The following is a 16,772-nucleotide window of genomic DNA, read 5'->3' as shown; positions in this document are numbered from 1 at the left end:
CGCCGTCCTTCAAGCTCCTAGCGCTCACGCAAGCTCTCCCGTGCATGCTGCAGTAAAGGCGACAGCACATACTCGATCACCCGCCGCGTTCCGGTCCTGATCTCGGCACTACCCGACATACCTGGCGACAGTGCGATCTCGCGGCCGTCTACCACCAGCGCCGAACGATCGAGCATGATCCTGACCGAATAGACGAGTCCCTTCTTGTCGTCGTCTATCGCATCGCGCGAGACATGACTCACGGTCGCCGACAACGTGCCGTATTTCGTGTACTCGAATGCGTCGATCTTCACGCTGGCGACCTGCCCCTCCTTGACGAAGCCGATATCCCGGTTGTCGACGAATGCTTCCATTTCTACCGCCCCCTCTCGCGGCACGATCTGCATCAGCGGCTGCGCGGCCGGCACCGCCGTCCCGATGGTATGGACGGCAAGCTGCTGGACGGTTCCGTCGATCGGCGCGGTCAGGCGCAGCAGTTCCCCGTGCGCCTCCGCACGCCGCATGTCGCCCGACGACGCATCGACGATACGCTGCGCATCGTTCAGCGCATCCTGGGTATTCCTTCGCGTCTCTGCCACGAGCGCCGCGCGTTGGTGACGAGCATCCGCAAGCTGTCCCGCCGTCTCGATGCGCTGCTGCTCGGCCTCGATCCACGCGTGCTCCGCAACGTCGCGGGTCTTCATCAACTTGGCGTAATCGTCCGCACGACGCGCTGCAAGCGGAGCGACCTGGCCGTACCTGTGGATTTCGCTGTCGAGACGGTCCCGTCGCGCGACGAAATCGCGCCATTGATCCAGCAGGTGCCGCTCGACCTCGCGCCGGCGCTCGGGCGGCACACCTTCCACATCCGCCAGTCGAGGTTGTCGGCCGGTATCGATCGCGTCGATCAACGCCCGTGCACGCTCGGCTTGCAGTACCGCATTCAGCCGGTCGCCGTCCGCCCGTTGACGTTCGGCGTCGATTACGCGCGTATCGAGATCGATCAGTGCGTCGCCAGCCGTCACGGCCTGCCCGTCGCGCACGTGCAGCGCGCGCACGCTGGCCACTTCGACCGCCGCCAGCGTCTTGGTCCGGGAGGATGGAATGATCTTGCCGCCGCCGTCGACGACAATATCGATTTTCCCGAAGTAAGACCAGACGATCGCCGTCATCACGAGCAGGATGAGAATGCGCGCGACCCACCGGCCCGCAGGCGAAACCGGTGCCGCCTGGACAGACAGCGCCGCCGGCAGAAATTCAGCCTCGTTCGCATTGAATGCCGGTAGCGTCGTCCGATGGCGCTGCTTCCAGCAGTGACGCCAGACATCGCGGTAGCGCCCGACCAGTTCACGCCAGGCCCCTGCCTGCTGTCGCATGCTCATATCCGTGCCTCTGCTACGTCACGACCGCCCTGTTGCAGCGAATACAGGTGTGCGTAGATCCCATCCTGTATGCGCAGCAGTGTGTCGTGCGTGCCGCTTTCCACGATCTGCCCGCGATCCATCACGAGAATCCGGTCGGCATCGCGCACCGCCGAGAGCCGATGCGCAATGATCAGCACCGTGCGCCGCGCGCAGATGTCCCGCATGTTGGCCTGTATGACGGCTTCTGATTCGTAGTCGAGCGCGCTGGTCGCCTCGTCGAATATCAGGATGCGTGGATCGGTCATCAATGCGCGAGCAATGGCGATGCGCTGCCGCTGGCCGCCCGATAGCCCGGTGCCATGCTCGCCGACGAGCGTGTCGTAACCCTCCGGAAGCTCGCAGATGAACTCGTGTGCGCCGGCCAGCCGCGCTGCATCGATCACCGCATCGATGGACGCAGTGGGTCGTGCCAGCGCGATGTTGTCCCGTACCGAACGATTGAACAGTGTGTTTTCCTGCAGAACAACACCAATCTGCTGGCGGAGGCTCGCCGTATCGATCACGGCAATATCCTGCCCGTCGACCAGCACGCGCCCGCGATCCGGCACGTAGAGCCGCTGCGCGAGCTTGGTCAGCGTGCTTTTTCCCGACCCGGAGCGGCCGACGATTCCGATGACCTCCCCCGCCGCGATCCTGACAGAGATTTGCCGGATGACATCGCTCGCATCCGGCCGATAGCGAAACGATACCTGGTCGAATTCGATCGCGCCGTCGAGACGTGGCACTCGCGTCTTTTTGGCGGCGGTTTCGGGCACCGTGTTCAGGATATCCCCAAGACGCCCCATCGAAATCCCGACCTGTTGAAAGTCGTTCCATAGCTGCGCGAGACGCAGTATCGGACTGGACACCTGCCCGGCCAGCATGTTGAACGCGACGAGTTCGCCGACGGTCAACTTGCCGTCGATCACCAGCGTGGCGCCCAGCCACATGATCGCCGCGGTCACCAGCTTGCTGATCAACGTCGCGCCGCCGCTTGCAATCGTGGCAACATTGGTGGCCGACAGGCCCGCACTCACATAAGCGGCCAGTTGACGGTCCCATCGATCCGTCCAGCGCGGTTCCAGTGCCATCGCCTTGACCGTATCGATTCCGCTGATGGTTTCAACGAGGAACGACTGATTCTCGGCGCCCTTATTGAATTTCTCGTTCAGCCGCCGCCGAATGATCGGCGTAAACACGACCGACAACAGCATGTAGAGCGGAATCGAGACAACGACGATCAACGTAAGCCATGCGCTGTACCAGAGCATCACCCCGAGGAAAACGAACGAAAACGCGAGGTCCATCACCAGCGTCACGGCATTGCCGGTGAGGAACGCGCGAATGTTCTCCAGCTCGCGAATACGGGCGACAGAATCGCCGACACGGCGCGCCTGAAACCATGCCAGCGGCAATGCCAGAAGATGACGGAAAAGCCGCGCGCCGAGCTCGACGTCGATCTTGCTGCTCGTATGCGCAAAAACCCATGTTCGTATCCCCGAAAGCGCCGCCTCGAACAGCGTCGCGCAAATCAGCCCCACGGCAATCACGTTCAACGTCTTCATCGCGTGGTTGACCAGCACCTTGTCCATTACCACCTGGAAGAAGAGCGGCGTGGCGAGCGCAATCAACTGCAATACCAGAGAGATCGCGAGGACTTCGCCCAGCAGCTTCCGGTACGTGACGATTGCCGGAATGAACCAGCTGAAATCGAAACGCGCCAGGGTACCCGCAATGCTGCTCTTGCTCGTGAAATAGATGAGCTCACCCGTCCAGATTTCCAGAAGACGCTCACGCATCAGCACGGTAGGCGCCTCACCCGGAAACTGGACAAGCGTTCGAGGCGCGCGCGTTTCATCCCCGGCCTGATACTGCGCGACCACGAAATAGCCACCTTCGCCTTTCGTCCGTGCGACCGCGGGCAAAGGCGCCCGATCCAGTCGTTCGAACTTCTGTTGAACGGCCCGGGCCGTCATGCCGAGTGAGCGCGCGGCTCGCAGGATTGTTTGAGTATCGAAACGGCCGAAGCCGAATTCATGTCGCAACGCGGCTTCGTCGGCTGCGATGCCGTGCAGGCTGGCCATCGTCAGAACGACGGCGAGACCGGAGTCGACATCCTGCGTCGCAAACGACGCCGGAGGCCGGAGAATGGAACTGTCCATGAAGGGAACACGAGACGAGGAAGGAAATGCGATACGGCCGGCAGCAGGCCGTCCGGTCGCACGTAATGTGCAACCGGACGGATTGACCTTCGGGAACGGGAATTAACGCCAGCTCGTCGCCAGCGTCGGCGCAAGCGCGGCCTGATGCTCAGGGGACAGCGTGACCGCCCCCGCGGCCGGCGGCGACCATACCGCCATGGCCTGTACCAGCTTCTCGACATCGGTGTTGACGAGCGTCCGACCGTCGTCTACCCGGATCTGCTCGATCTGATACCTTGAACCCAGGTACCAGTCCCGAACCGTCGCGGTATCGCTGGTGCCGAGGATACTGATCTCCAGATCGTTGCCGACGTGACGGAACCACAATTGATCCGCCGATACGCCCGCCCCGATGCTGATCACATCGCTGTTGCCGAGCGTTTCGTCGTCGTCCCGGATCGTGTCACGACCGGACCCGCGACCGAATCGATAGGTATCGTTGCCCAGGCCGCCGACCAGGATGTCATTGCCAGCGCCGCCATCCAGCACATTGTTGCCGCGGTTGCCGATGATCGTGTTGTCGAGTGCGTTGCCCGTGCCGTCGATGTCCTCGTTCCACAGTTTCAGCGCCTCGGCCGTGTAGATCGCGTAGGCATTCGGGACGTTGGCGGCCGTCCGGAATTCCTGAAGGCTGATGTAGCGCGTCATGTCGCTGACGCGCTGGCGGCCCGAGTCGGCAATATAGAAGCCTTTGAGCTGGCCATCGGCGTCTCCATAAACCGCGCCCGTCACGGTTACGACGTGATTCACGCCGCCGCCGTCGAGATAAGCGCTGTCATCCCAAAGCCGACCCGAGTTCAGCGCCAGTATCACGCCACGACCACTGCGGATGAGATTCGCGACCGCATGCTCGTCGTATCCGGCAAGCAGATTGTTTGCAATGCCGTAACTCTTGAGCAGTGCCTGTTGCTGAACGTAATTCGATCCGCCTCGCTGGTAGTCCGTTGCAGCCGGGTTGGTGACTGCCCATTGGTTGTCGATTGCGCGGCGGACGACGTCTCCCTCGGTAGTCGGCGTCCCGGTCTGCGTCAGCAAATTCGCGATCGACGTCAGCGCACACGTTCCCTGGAACCTCGGAACCGCATCGCCTTGCATGTAATCCAGCTCGTTGGCTTTCGGGTACCCGTACACGTGAACGGCCACGCCATCGACGAGCCCTTTTTCCGGCTTGCCGAAATCCAGCAGGTTCAGGTTCTCGACGTGTTCGCCCAACGTATAGCTGATCTTGCTCTGAACCGTATCGATGCCCTCGTCGGCGAATTCGATGACGCGGTCGCCGACATTGTCGACGTAGTAGGTATCGTTGCCCTTTCCGCCGATCATCGTGTCGGCACCGGTAACGCCATCGAGGATGTTGTCTGCGCTGTTGCCGACGATCCGGTTATCGAGCGCATTGCCCGTGCCATTGATGTTGAATCCCTCGACGAGTCTCAATTCTTCGAGGTTGGCGTTGAGAATGTAGTTTGAGCTGCTGATTACCGTGTCGTAACCCTCGTTTGCGTATTCGAGAATCACGTCATTGACGCTGTTCACGATATAAGTATCGTTGCCCTCGCCGCCTTCCATGTGATCGGCGCCGGCCCCGCCGTCGAGATAGTCGTCGCCCAGGCCGCCGAGGAGCGTGTCATTGCCTTCTCCACCGTAGAGATAGTCATTGTCGGTCTCGCCGGGACCGAGCGTCCGTTTCGCCTCGTTGTTGCCGGTAAAGCCCACCAGCAAATCGTCGCCTGCGCCGCCGTACAGAATGTCGTTCCCGACCTGGCCGAACAGTCGGTCGTTGCCATCGCCGCCATAAAGCTTGTCGTGGCCGTCCCCACCCTGAATTTCATCGTCGCCGGCGTCGCCGTGGAGCAGATCGTTGCCAAGACCGCCCAGGATCAGATCGTTTCCGGCTCCGCCGTAGATCGTATCGTCATCGGTTTCCCACGCAGCCAGCGACTGTTTTGCGTCGTTGCTGGCCGTGAAGCCGACCAGAATATCGTCACCGTCACCACCCCAGATCGTGTCGTTGCCTGCGCCGCCAAAAATCTTGTCGTTACCGGTTTCACCCGAAAGCGCGTCGTGGCCGTTGCCGCCGTTCAGTTCGTCGTCGCCCGCGCCGCCAAAGAGCCGATCGTCGCCATCACCACCGTCGAGAAAATCGTTGTCGTTGCCGCCATCGAGGTAGTCGTTGCCGAGACCTCCATATAGCGCGTCGTTGCCGTTGCCGCCATACAGCATGTCGTTGTCGGATTCACCCCACGACAACGTTTGCTTCGCATCGTTGCTGGCAGTGAAGCCGACCAGCACGTCATCGCCATCGCCGCCCCAGAGCACATCGTCCCCGGCCTCGCCGAAAATGCGATCGTTGCCGGCGTCTCCAAGAAGCCGGTCGTTGCCTGCGTCACCATGCAGTTCATCGTTCCCGGCGCCGCCGAACACCGTATCGTTTCCGTCCCCGCCACTCACGAAGTCCGCCCCGTCGCCACCGTCCATGTAGTCGTGACCGACACCGCCCCACATCCGGTCGTTGCCTGCGCCGCCGTACATGATGTCGTCATCCGTTTCGCCCCACGCCAGGGTTTGCTTGCTTTCGTTCGATGCGGTAAAGCCCATCATGATGTCGTCGCCGTCGCCGCCATTCATGATGTCGTTACCGACCTGGCCAAACAGCCTGTCGTTGCCGATACCGCCGTCGAGCACGTCGTTGCCGGCACCGCCATTGAGTTCGTCGTCACCCTCCTCGCCGTACAGCCTGTCGTCGCCGTCATAGCCGAACAGCGTGTCGTTGCCGGTGCCGCCCCACAGATTATCGTTGCGGCTGCTGCCGCCCATCATGTCGTTGCCATCGCCCGCGAGGAAGTTGACGAGCAGATTGCTGTCGATCCAGTGACCATAAGCAGCGTAGTAATTCGCATCGAATACGTCGTTCCCGTCGGTACCGATCAGGTAGCTCCGGTTGGAAGGACTGACCTTGATCTGCGTCGGGCCGAACATGATGAAGTCTCTGGAGTTGATCCAGTAGATCTTGTCGTTATCGCGCAGCGTTCGGTAGTTCGACAGCGGAACGGCCGGCGCCAAGTACATGCGGCCGGGTTGCGATGCTTCCCAGGGTTTCCATGGCGCGGCGACCGGTGCCGATGCGTAGTGGCCGTTACCGCGCGTGATGACGTCATAGTCAACCGCGCGAATCTCGCTGATCCCAGCTTGCGCCAGCGACCTGAATTCACCGGCGTCGCCGATGCCGTCCTCGTTCGCATCGATCCAGACTTGTAGCCCGTTCAGTTCCGCGCCGGACAGCTTGCCATCGCGGTTCGCGTCGCGCGACTGGAGCGCGCTAACGCCTACTCCCCATCGGTTCGCGTCGAGCAGGACAGGCGTCTTGTCGGCAATGGAGGCGGCTTTGTCGAATGCGGCGCTTTTGGCTTCGTAGAATGCACCGATCGGGTTGTACCAGCCGGACGGCATCGTGAAACCGTAGTCGTTTCGACCGCCGTAGGTCAGCGTGCGGGAAATAATCTGGCTCAGGTCGAGGAAGCTCGTGCCGCTCAGTAGTCCGGTCGCGCGGTATCGCGACAGCAGGCTGTCGGCGAAGGCTGCATCGCGGACATTGGACAGGTCGTAGCGCTGGCCGCCGTTCACGACGAAATTGTGGTCGGTAACGCCGTCTCCGTTGGTGTCTTCGCGGATTACGCTGGCGCCGTCGGCGAGGCGGGTTTCTGTTTTGATGCTATCGACGATGCCGTCGCCGTTGATGTCGGTCCGCGTGGTGGCAATTCGGCCGTCGTCTGTATAGCAAGTTTCCTGAAGCTTGATGCCATTCGTTGCGTACTTCACATACGCCGTCATCTGGCCGTTCGGGCCGTACAACGTTGCGGCACCCAACACCCCGCTGTTGTACTCGTTGACTTGCACTATACCCGTTGAGAAAGTCAACTTCGTGGATTTGATAAAACCTGTTGCCAGATTTAACGCATAACTCACTCCAATGACCGGCGCTTGAGACAATCGCTTTTCGGACGCCCCATAGGCGGCACCATTTTGCTCATAGTACGTCGTGTCCAGATCTGCCCCGGGACGTGCTCGTGCCAGATAGTTTCCTCCGACCTCAAGCATGACCTGCTTTAGCACATCGGCAGGCATTTTCCCGACATTCGCCTCGTAGACTCTAGTGAACGCACCATTGATATCAAACCCCGGCGCCGCGATTTGATCCCGACGATCTCCAAGCACAGGAATCACGCCACCACCATTTTTCGCGACTTCTCGCGCTACTAGCCAGTTGTTATAGGCCGCCTCAGCCTCCTTCATCACTCCAACCATCGCCGCCAAATGATAATCGTTTCGCATTTCATTCGCGTGATGCTGCTCCCGAGCTTGAGCGTGTGCGTCATAGATATAGTGACCAATTTCGTGACTCAAAATACCGACCAATACACGTGGATCGAGCTTGTCGAACGTCAAGCCATCGTAATTCCCAAATACAATTCCAGGCCGTCCACGATCCCAGAATATTCCCCGCTCGCCTGTGCCAACCTCAATTGGATTCAAACTCTTAATCAATACGCCTTCATTGTATTGAATTATTTGATCCACGAGCAACGGACTCTTATTTATCAGATCAATAGCCTCTTGCCCCAAAATCATCCCTTTGAACAACTCTTCACGACCAGTTATCTTCATCACTCGCCTCACTCTCTCTCTCGATTCATAGAAATATAAATGCCACCAACACAGCCATCCCTGTCAATCGAAAAAACCACCCTTGAATTTACATCACCTCTTTTATACATATACGACCACGAACTCCAATGAGAAACAGGATATTTCTCAACATCACCAAACACCTCACGAAGATCGTATGGAGTAATGCATATCGCCCTATCATTAATCGGAAGTGACAATCCAGCCCTATAGAAATCCATCCCGGCAGGCCAAAACAATCCATAATAGAAACCCCTTTCCCTCTCGTATTCTCTAGAGGATGCAATACATTTCATGTCCACTCCATATCCCTTAATCGCCCCTTCTCTATCGCGAACGGCTTCCCGTGGGCCAGAATCACAATCAATCTCTAGACGATTTCTTACAAATTCAACGTTTCCAAGATCACCAGAATCCACAACAATCTTGACATCCCTCAAAAAGCTCGTCGGCGATCTGACAGGGCGACCTCTCGTGGGATTGATGATGCAGGCAGACAAAACAAATGAAAGCATCAATAAAACAAAGACTCCCCTCATACCCTCTCCACCGCCCCCGCGACTGGAAATATCGAATTATTTTTATTCATTCTCAAATTTCATATAGATAACCAATAAATATAGCCATGGGGCAGCAGCTTTTCGTAGTGCGATTTTCCCGCCTTCCCATCTAATCAAGCACATCCCATTTTTGAAATTCATAACCAGCCATGACCTACTCCTCTTTACAAGCAAAGACGCGGCGCAATGCAATGAAAATTGCAACCACGCCAGCCGCGATAGCGACAACCTCAACTCCACCCGCAAAAAACGGTCCGATCAAGCCAAGCAATATGCTGCGACTGGCTTATTTCCATAAAATTCCACTCATAAAAATATCCATCAACCAAAATCGAAGAAAATCCCATGCACATAAACGTCAAGACAACTACAATCGAGTAAATTTTCTTCGAAATGGAAATTTTCGAATATCCATCCTCGATCCGAGACCGATACGAATAACAAAAACGAATCGCTACCGAAAGCCTCATCGGAATCGCGACCAACATCAGCAAAAAATACAGCGCCGTCACGTCAGGAAACTTGGATTTCCTCACCGCCTCTGGTAGCAAAGGAAATATTTCTCCGACGCCGGCTACCGCTATCTTTAGAAGTGGCCAACGCGTCAACGCGTCATCCGGCGCAAACCAAGCGATCACCACACCAGACAAATGCAACGTCAAGAGCGCGGGACTCATGCGATAGAGCCTGATCATCAGGCTAAAGATATTCGTGGGCTCGACGTCACTCCCCGCCTCTTCCTTCGTCGACCCATAGCCCACTCTGCCCTCTCGTCCTTTAGAACGAGCACACCACCTTGTCCCTTGACGTCCTTCCATATCGATACCTAATAAATTCTATAAATGCTATCGACCTCATTCCACCTTCGCCCCGTACTTACGCCCAACTCACACACCGAAATAACTAAGTCCATCAGGGTCAAATCACGCCTCGCAGCATCTCTTTTCAACAAAATACATACAACACAACAAAGAAATAATCGCAACGCCAGCCGCAACAAAGCAAATAATCAGATATCCACCAGCAAACAATGGCCCGACCGCTCCAAGCCAGAATCTCGACTTTCCGACAGACATGAAATTCCAGTCAAAATATTGACCATGAAAAATCAGAAGAAACACGCTGCCAGACAAAAACAAGATCGCAACCAGAAATGCAAAAATCTTTCTTTTCCACGAGTAGCCAAAGTACCCAGCAACTATTTCCTTCCTCTCCGCATAGCAAAGGCGGAAACCTTCAAATATTCTGATAGGTACCGCGGCCAGCACCAGTGCGAAATAGACCGCGGTGACGTCCGGAAACAGAGATTTCTCGATTGCCTTAGGCAGTAGTGGAAATACTTCTCCGATTGCGGTCACCGCTGGCTTCAGCACAGGCCAACGCTTTAGCGTGTCATCAGGTGCGAACCACGCGATCAGTGCGCCAGCGAAATGCAAAGCCATGAGTACAGGACTTCGACGATAAAACTCGATCAAGAAGGAAAGGACATTTCGAGGTCCTGCACCGCCCCCCGTTGCCGTCAATAGTGGCCGACGGTGTGCTCCCCCTTCGCGCCTGTTAGCACATGCACGACCTCTCAATTCCCGCCACCATTTCATATGTATACCTAATCAATGCATCGAAATGTTACCAAGCAAAATCCATAAATCACATTAACCGCCAGCGATATGCAACGCCATAAAGATATAGAAAGAATTGAAAGAAAACAAGAAATCGCCTTATTTTCATACACATACGAAACATCAAAAATAATTCGAAAATTCCGTACTTGTACGATTCCTTATCTCCGACACGCTATCAACGAATCCACTCGCGCGAAAACGTCCCAAAACCACCCATCCCAATCAATCACCACATCAGAAAACAAAAAAGCCGGCCCATGGCCGGCTTTCCCGCTTGAAGCGATAACAACGCGACATCAGTCGCCCGATGAAATCAGCGCCAACAACACGCCAATCCCACCCCGACATCAAACATCAAACTTCACGCCCTGCGCCAGCGGCAGCTGACGGCTGTAGTTGATCGTGTTCGTCGCGCGGCGCATGTAGGCCTTCCACGCATCCGAACCCGACTCGCGGCCGCCGCCCGTTTCCTTCTCGCCGCCGAACGCGCCGCCGATCTCCGCGCCGCTCGTGCCGATGTTCACGTTGACGATCCCGCAGTCGCTGCCCGCTGCCGACATGAACTGCTCGGCCTCGCGCATGTCGTTCGTGAAGATCGCCGACGACAGGCCTTGCGGCACCGCGTTGTGCAGTTCGATCGCGTCGTCGAAGTTGTCGTAGACCATCACGTACAGGATCGGTGCGAACGTTTCGCGCTCGACCACCGCCGATTGCTTCGGCATCCGCACGATGGCCGGACGCACGTAGTACGCATCCGCGTGACCGACGTCGACGCGCTCGCCGCCCTTCACTTCGCCGCCCTGCTCGCGTGCATCGCCCAGCGCCTTCTGCATCGCATCGAACGACGCGCGATCGACCAGCGGACCGACCAGCGTGCCTTCTTCAAGCGGGTTGCCGACCTTCACCGACGCGTAGGCCTTCTCGATGCGCGGCAGCAGTTGCTCGACGAGGCTGCGATGCACGATCAGGCGGCGCAGCGTCGTGCAGCGCTGGCCGGCCGTGCCGACCGCCGCGAACGTGACCGCGCGCACGACGAGGTCGAGATCGGCGCTCGGCGCGACGATCATCCCGTTGTTGCCGCCGAGTTCGAGGATGCCGCGCGCCAGGCGCTGGCTCAGCACCTTCGCGACTTCCTGGCCCATCCGCACGCTGCCCGTCGCGCTGACGACCGGCACCTTCTTCGACGCCGTCAGCACCTCGCCGACATCGCGCATGCCGAGCACCAGCTGGCTCAGCTCAGCCGGCGCGACGCCCGGATGCGTCTTCTCGAACTCACGGAGCGCCTTCTGGAGCAGCACGTGACACGCGATCGCGGTAAGCGGCGTCTTCTCGGACGGCTTCCACACGACCGAATCGCCGCACACGAACGCGAGCGCCGCATTCCAGGCCCACACCGCGACCGGGAAATTGAACGCCGAAATCACGCCGCACACGCCGATCGGGTGCCACGTTTCCATCATCCGGTGGCCCGGGCGCTCGGACGCGATCGTGAGGCCGTAAAGCTGGCGCGACAGACCGACCGCGAAATCGCAGATGTCGATCATTTCCTGCACTTCGCCGAGCCCTTCCGACGTGATCTTGCCTGCTTCGAGCGTGACGAGGCGGCCCAGCTCGGCCTTGTGCTCGCGCAGCACGTTGCCGAACACGCGCACGAGTTCGCCGCGCACCGGCGCCGGCACCGTGCGCCACTTGAGGAACGCGTCGTGCGCGGCGTCGATCTTGCGCTCGGCGTCGGCGGGCGTGTCGACGGCCAGCGTCGCGAGCGTCGCGCCGTCGAGCGGCGAACGCGCGGTCAGCGCGTTGCCTTTCCACTGGGCGAGATCGATGTCGAGCGCGGCAAGAATGTCGTTGAATTGCATCACTTCCTCTTCAGGGACAGATTGATCGGTGCGGCGGCAGCGCCGCCCGCGTGATTCGATTGGAGCGCGTTCGAGCGCCTCGTGCAAGCGGATGCGCCGCGCGGCGGGCCCGGTGCGCCATCCGGCGCATCGCGCGGCGCCGCCGCCGGCAAGCCCGGCCGGACGGCGCGCCCCAGCCTCGCGAGGCACGATCCATGAAACACATTGTCGATGGCCACAAGTCGGGCCGCTATTGATATTAACTCACGACTTCATTCCCAAAACGCAAGAAGTCAGCCGCACAGCCGCGCCTTTGCCTACGCTGATATCAGACGGTTCCAAAGCCCGCAGACGGGCACGCGGACGCGTCCCGGCCCGACGCAAGTTGATGACGATCCCGCATCACCCTGTGCGGAAATATCGTTTGCCGCCCGTGCATCGGACCCCACACAATCGGTGCGACGTCGAGGTGCAACGCACCCGGCGCGCCGCCGGCCGCCACGACCGCCGCCGGACGACCGACGAACGCGACACGCACCACGGCCCGGGTCAGCGGGCCCGCTTCGCACCGCATCACCGCTGCCCGGCCCACGGCCGGCAACGCGTCGCGCTTCGTCACCGAAAAACAATCCCGGAGACAGCGCCCAGCGCCCGCCATGCATTCAGACGCCCGCCCCGATTCGTCCCGCCCGTCCGGCTCGCCGCCCGCGAAGCCGTCCCTCCACCGTGCGCTGCAGGCGCGCCATCTGCGAATGATCGCGATCGGCGGCTCGATCGGCACGGGCCTGTTCGTCGCGTCCGGCGCGTCGATCTCGCAGGCCGGGCCCGGCGGCGCGATGCTCGCGTACATGATGATCGGCCTGATGGTCTATTTCCTGATGACGAGCCTCGGCGAAATGGCCGCGTTCATGCCGGTGTCGGGCTCGTTCGCGACCTACGGCGCGAAGTTCGTCGACGAAGGCTTCGGCTTCGCGCTCGGGTGGAACTACTGGTACAGCTGGGCCGTGACGCTGGCGGTGGAGCTCGTTGCCGCGCAGCTCGTGATGCACTACTGGCTCCCGCACGTGCCGGGCGTCTGGTGGAGCGCGCTGTTCCTCACGCTGATCTTCGCGCTCAACGCGCTGTCGGTGCGCGGCTTCGGCGAGGCCGAATACTGGTTCGCGCTGATCAAGGTGCTGACGGTGCTCGCATTCGTCGGCGTCGGCCTGCTGATGATCTTCGGGATCATGCAGGGCGGCCCGAGCGCCGGCTGGGGCAACCTCACGATCGGCGACGCGCCGTTCGTCGGCGGCTGGGCGACGATGCTCGGCGTCGCGATGATCGCGGGCTTCTCGTTCCAGGGCACCGAGATGATCGGCGTCGCGGCCGGCGAATCGGAGAATCCGCGCACGACGATTCCGCGCGCGGTGAGCCAGATCTTCTGGCGCATCCTGCTGTTCTACGTGTTCGCGATCTTCGTGATCGGCGTGCTGGTTCCGTACACCGATCCGAGCCTGCTGAAGAGCGACGTGACCGATATCGGCGTGAGCCCGTTCACGCTCGTGTTCCGCCACGCTGGGCTGGCCTTCGCCGCAGGCGTGATGAACGCGGTGATCCTGACGGCCGTGCTGTCGGCCGGCAACTCGGGCATGTACGCGTCGACGCGCATGCTCTACAACCTCGCGGTCGAAGGCCGCGCGCCGAAGCTGTTCGCGAAGCTGTCGCCGGGCGGCGTGCCGCGCAACGCGCTGTATGCGACCACCGCGATCGGCGCACTGTGCTTCCTCACGTCGCTGTACGGCGACAAGACCGTCTACCTGTGGCTGCTGAACACGTCGGGCATGGCCGGCTTCATCACGTGGCTCGGCATCGCGGTCAGTCACTACCGGTTCCGCAAAGGCTTCCTGAAACAAGGCTACCGGCTCGACCAGTTGCCGTACCGGTCGAAGTGGTTCCCGTTCGGCCCGCTGTTTGCGTTCGCGCTGTGCGCGGCCGTCGCGCTCGGCCAGGACTATCAGGCGTTCCTCGCCGACAAGATCGACTGGACCGGCGTCGCCGCGACCTACGTCGGCCTGCCGTTCTTCCTCGCGATCTGGCTCGGCTACGCGCTCGTGCGCAAACGCCGGCTGGTGCGCTACGAGGACATGGACATCGCGCCGTGGATCGAACGCAACGCGACGCATGAAGCGACCGAAAAGGCCGACGCCGGCTATCCGGCCTATGTCGCCCGTCCGGCCAACCCGACGCCGGGCGCCTGACGCCCGGTCACGCGCCGGCAGCCGCCCCTTCGCGGCGGCCGCTGCGCTGAAATCCCCATTCGACGCGGCGCGCGCGTTCAGGCAAGATCGACGCGCGCCGTCCGCCTTTCCGCCGTCACGAGTCACCGAACACGCATGCAGAACTTCTACGAAGCCACCGTTAGCCGCCAGCCCTACCCGCAACTGACCGACACGATCGATACGCAGGTCTGCATCGTCGGCGGCGGCCTCGCCGGGCTGTGCACGGCGCTCGGCCTCGTCGAGCGCGGCGTGCACGACGTCGTCGTGCTCGACGGCGAACGGGTCGGCTTCGGCGCGTCGGGCCGCAACGGCGGCTTCGTGTTCGGCGGCTACAGCCTCGACAACGCCGACCTGCTGCGCACGCTCGGCCGCGACGAAGGGCGCCGGCTGTACCGGCTCACCGTCGACGCGGTCGACCTGATCCGCGCGCGCATCGCCCGCTACGGGATCGACTGCGACATCGTCGACGAAGGCGTGATGCTCGCGAACTGGTTCGACGATCCGTCGCGGCTCGACGGCGTGCGCACGCTGATGAAGCAGGAATTCAACGTCGACTGGGAACCGGTCGCGACCGACGCGCTGCGTGCGCGGCTGAAGACGCAGCGCTATTACGGCGGCCTGTTCGAGCCGAACGCATTCCACTTTCATCCGCTGAAGTACGTGCTCGGCGTCGCGGCGGCCGCGTCGCGCGGCGGCGCACGCGTGTACGAACGCTCGGCCGCGCTCGGCATCGCGCGCGACGGCGCCGGCTACGTCGTGCGCACGGCGCAGGGCGCGGTGCGTGCGAAGGACGTCGTATTCGCCGGCGGCGGCTACGCGCGCGGCGTGTCGCCGCGCATCGAGCGCGCGGTGCTGCCGATCGCGACCTACGTGATCGCGACCGAACCGCTCGGCACGCGCCTGCCCGACGCGATCGACGCGCCGTACGCGATCTACGACACGCGTTTCGCGTTCGACTACTACCGTCCGCTGAAGGACACGCGGATTCTGTGGGGCGGCCGGATCTCCGTGCTCGATCGCGGCCCCGACGCGATCGCGCGCCTGCTGCGGCGCGACCTGCTGCGCGTGTATCCGCAACTGGACGGCGTGAAGGTCGACTACGCGTGGGGTGGGCTGATGAGCTATGCGCGGCACAAGATGCCGCAGATCGGCCGCGACACGGACGGCGTGTGGCACGCGATCGCATTCGGCGGTCACGGGATGGCGCCGACCACCGTCGCCGGCGAGGTGCTCGCCGCCGCGCTGGCGGGAGAGCGTCCGGTGCCGGACGGCTTCGCCGCGTTCGGGCTCACGCGCACGTTCGGGCTGGCCGGCCTCGCCGCCGCGCAGCTCACGTATACGGCGTACCAGGCCCGCGACGCGCTCGCGTCCTGCCGCCGCTGAGCGCCCGCCGCAGCCTTGCCGATTAGAGCGGAAGGTCGGCCGGGCGGGCATTTCCCACATGCTAGAATGCCTTTTCCAAGCCGCCGCGAACCAGAACAAAGTCACATGAAAGCAGGAAGCAAGGCCGCCACGTCCGACCCCCGCGCGCTTGCGTCCGACGCGCGGCGCAAATACGATCCCGAGCAAACCAAGCGCAACATCCTCGACGTCGCCACGCAGGAATTCTCCGCGATGGGCCTCGCCGGTGCGCGCGTCGACGCGATCGCCGAGCGCACGAACACGACGAAGCGGATGCTCTATTACTACTTCGAAAGCAAGGAAGGCCTGTACGAGGCCGTGCTGGAGAAAGTATACGGCGACATCCGCGCGCTCGAGCAGGAACTGCACGTCGGCGACATGGAGCCGCGCGAAGGCATGCGCCGTCTCGTCGAATTCACGTTCGACTATCACGACAAGCATCGCGATTTCGTCCGCCTCGTGTCGATCGAGAACATCCACGGCGCGAAGTATGTCGAACAGCTGAAGTCGTTCAAGAACCGCAACGTCAGCATCATCAAGACGCTCGAGGAACTGGTCGAGCGCGGCGCGGCCAGCGGCGTGTTCCGCAAGGACATCGACGCATTCGACCTGCACCTGCTGATCAGCTCGTTCTGCTTCCACCGCGTGGCGAACCGCTACACGTTCGGCGCTGCATTCGGTCGCGACCCGTCGGCACCGCGCCTGCGCGCGCGACATCGCGACACGATCGCCGACGCGGTGCTCCGCTACGTCGCCGCGTAAGCGGCGGTAGTCGCCGGCCGGGGCACGCGACATCCGCGCCCCGCGAACTTCATTCAGCACTTCAG

10 protein-coding genes are annotated in these 16,772 nt (G+C 61.0%); 3 read left to right on the top strand and 7 right to left on the bottom strand.

What is annotated here, in order from left to right; genetic code table 11:
* Window positions 1-17: 17 nt before the first annotated feature.
* The 7 genes from JYG37_RS26950 to amaB form a co-directional block, all read right to left on the bottom strand.
* Window positions 18-1,361 carry an HlyD family type I secretion periplasmic adaptor subunit gene (locus JYG37_RS26950; protein WP_213346202.1) on the bottom strand — a complete coding sequence of 448 codons (1,344 nt, stop codon included), beginning with the start codon at window positions 1,359-1,361 and terminating at the stop codon, window positions 18-20.
* Complete coding sequence (locus JYG37_RS26945; RefSeq protein WP_213346201.1) at window positions 1,358-3,544, bottom strand: type I secretion system permease/ATPase; 2,187 nt, start codon at window positions 3,542-3,544, stop codon at window positions 1,358-1,360. Before JYG37_RS26945 ends, JYG37_RS26950 begins: the two co-directional genes overlap by 4 nt.
* Before the next feature lie 102 nt (window positions 3,545-3,646).
* Window positions 3,647-8,245, bottom strand: a complete 4,599-nt coding sequence (locus JYG37_RS26940; protein ID WP_213346200.1) for a calcium-binding protein — start codon at window positions 8,243-8,245, stop codon at window positions 3,647-3,649.
* An 8-nt stretch (window positions 8,246-8,253) separates the two neighbouring features.
* Complete coding sequence (locus tag JYG37_RS26935; protein ID WP_213346199.1) at window positions 8,254-8,805, bottom strand: hypothetical protein; 552 nt, start codon at window positions 8,803-8,805, stop codon at window positions 8,254-8,256.
* A gap of 251 nt (window positions 8,806-9,056) precedes the next feature.
* On the bottom strand, window positions 9,057-9,587 hold the full coding sequence (locus tag JYG37_RS26930; RefSeq protein WP_249746050.1) for a hypothetical protein: 531 nt from the start codon (window positions 9,585-9,587) through the stop codon (window positions 9,057-9,059).
* A 162-nt stretch (window positions 9,588-9,749) separates the two neighbouring features.
* Window positions 9,750-10,268: a hypothetical protein gene (locus JYG37_RS26925; RefSeq protein WP_213346198.1), complete on the bottom strand. Its 519-nt coding sequence runs from the start codon at window positions 10,266-10,268 to the stop codon at window positions 9,750-9,752.
* 527 nt (window positions 10,269-10,795) lie between these two features.
* Window positions 10,796-12,307 (bottom strand): L-piperidine-6-carboxylate dehydrogenase, encoded by a 1,512-nt coding sequence (gene amaB / locus JYG37_RS26920; protein WP_124638506.1) that lies wholly within the window; start codon window positions 12,305-12,307, stop codon window positions 10,796-10,798.
* Window positions 12,308-12,942: 635 nt separating this feature from the next.
* On the opposite strand from amaB, the gene JYG37_RS26915 reads away from it, so the two are divergent.
* From JYG37_RS26915 to JYG37_RS26905, 3 genes are all read left to right on the top strand, one after another.
* Entirely contained in the window at window positions 12,943-14,523 is a 1,581-nt protein-coding gene (locus JYG37_RS26915; RefSeq protein WP_213346197.1) for an amino acid permease, read from the top strand.
* A gap of 135 nt (window positions 14,524-14,658) precedes the next feature.
* Window positions 14,659-15,927: an NAD(P)/FAD-dependent oxidoreductase gene (locus tag JYG37_RS26910; protein ID WP_050016295.1), complete on the top strand. Its 1,269-nt coding sequence runs from the start codon at window positions 14,659-14,661 to the stop codon at window positions 15,925-15,927.
* 105 nt (window positions 15,928-16,032) lie between these two features.
* Complete coding sequence (locus JYG37_RS26905; RefSeq protein WP_012339399.1) at window positions 16,033-16,707, top strand: TetR/AcrR family transcriptional regulator; 675 nt, start codon at window positions 16,033-16,035, stop codon at window positions 16,705-16,707.
* Window positions 16,708-16,772: the final 65 nt, after the last annotated feature.

The sequence above is a fragment of the Burkholderia sp. LAS2 genome, from assembly GCF_018417615.1.
Lineage (GTDB): Bacteria > Pseudomonadota > Gammaproteobacteria > Burkholderiales > Burkholderiaceae > Burkholderia > Burkholderia sola.
Note: the sequence above shows the minus strand (reverse complement) of the source record. Positions and strands in the feature narration are given on the sequence as shown.

Excerpts from the sequence above, each read along its gene's own strand:
- JYG37_RS26935 (WP_213346199.1), bottom strand. The coding sequence starts at position 8,805 with ATGAGGGGAGTCTTTGTTTTATTGATGCTTTCATTTGTTTTGTCTGCC.
- amaB (WP_124638506.1), bottom strand. The coding sequence starts at position 12,307 with ATGCAATTCAACGACATTCTTGCCGCGCTCGACATCGATCTCGCCCAG.
- JYG37_RS26945 (WP_213346201.1), bottom strand. The coding sequence starts at position 3,544 with ATGGACAGTTCCATTCTCCGGCCTCCGGCGTCGTTTGCGACGCAGGAT.
- JYG37_RS26915 (WP_213346197.1), top strand. The coding sequence starts at position 12,943 with ATGCATTCAGACGCCCGCCCCGATTCGTCCCGCCCGTCCGGCTCGCCG.
- JYG37_RS26950 (WP_213346202.1), bottom strand. The coding sequence starts at position 1,361 with ATGAGCATGCGACAGCAGGCAGGGGCCTGGCGTGAACTGGTCGGGCGC.
- JYG37_RS26925 (WP_213346198.1), bottom strand. The coding sequence starts at position 10,268 with ATGGCTTTGCATTTCGCTGGCGCACTGATCGCGTGGTTCGCACCTGAT.
- JYG37_RS26905 (WP_012339399.1), top strand. The coding sequence starts at position 16,033 with ATGAAAGCAGGAAGCAAGGCCGCCACGTCCGACCCCCGCGCGCTTGCG.
- JYG37_RS26940 (WP_213346200.1), bottom strand. The coding sequence starts at position 8,245 with ATGAAGATAACTGGTCGTGAAGAGTTGTTCAAAGGGATGATTTTGGGG.
- JYG37_RS26910 (WP_050016295.1), top strand. The coding sequence starts at position 14,659 with ATGCAGAACTTCTACGAAGCCACCGTTAGCCGCCAGCCCTACCCGCAA.